Annotated in this window: 1 protein-coding gene; it reads left to right on the top strand. The window is 60.1% G+C overall.

Annotated features, from left to right (window positions below):
* On the top strand, window positions 1–358 hold a 358-nt coding region (locus AC1RPW_RS08180), incomplete at both ends, for a hypothetical protein (RefSeq protein WP_481769470.1).

Genomic DNA, 358 nt, shown 5'->3' with positions numbered 1-358 from the left:
AACGGAGTCACCGTCCGCACCCGGCCCAAGTTCGATTGCCGTGTCTGGCAATTGCCGAACGAGAGCGAAGCGTTCGACGCATTTGCGTGGCGTGAGGCGGATGCGACACGCAACTCGTTGCAGATGCTGTGTCAAGCACACTTCTCACACCGTCAGCTGCACGGCAAGAACACGCGGGCTCAGCACGACATGCTGCACGATATCGGCCTCAACTGGAACAACGAGCCTGCTTCGTTCAAGCGTGGCACGTACGTCCGACGTATCGTGGAGGACAGAATGTTGACCGAAAAGGAGCTGCTTGCAATTCCCGAGAAACATCGGCCGAAGGGCCCGGTGACGCGGCCCCGCATTGCGGTCC

The sequence above is a fragment of the Dellaglioa sp. CoH-55-MRSF-8 genome (genome assembly GCF_056782195.1).
Note: the sequence above shows the minus strand (reverse complement) of the source record. Positions and strands in the feature narration are given on the sequence as shown.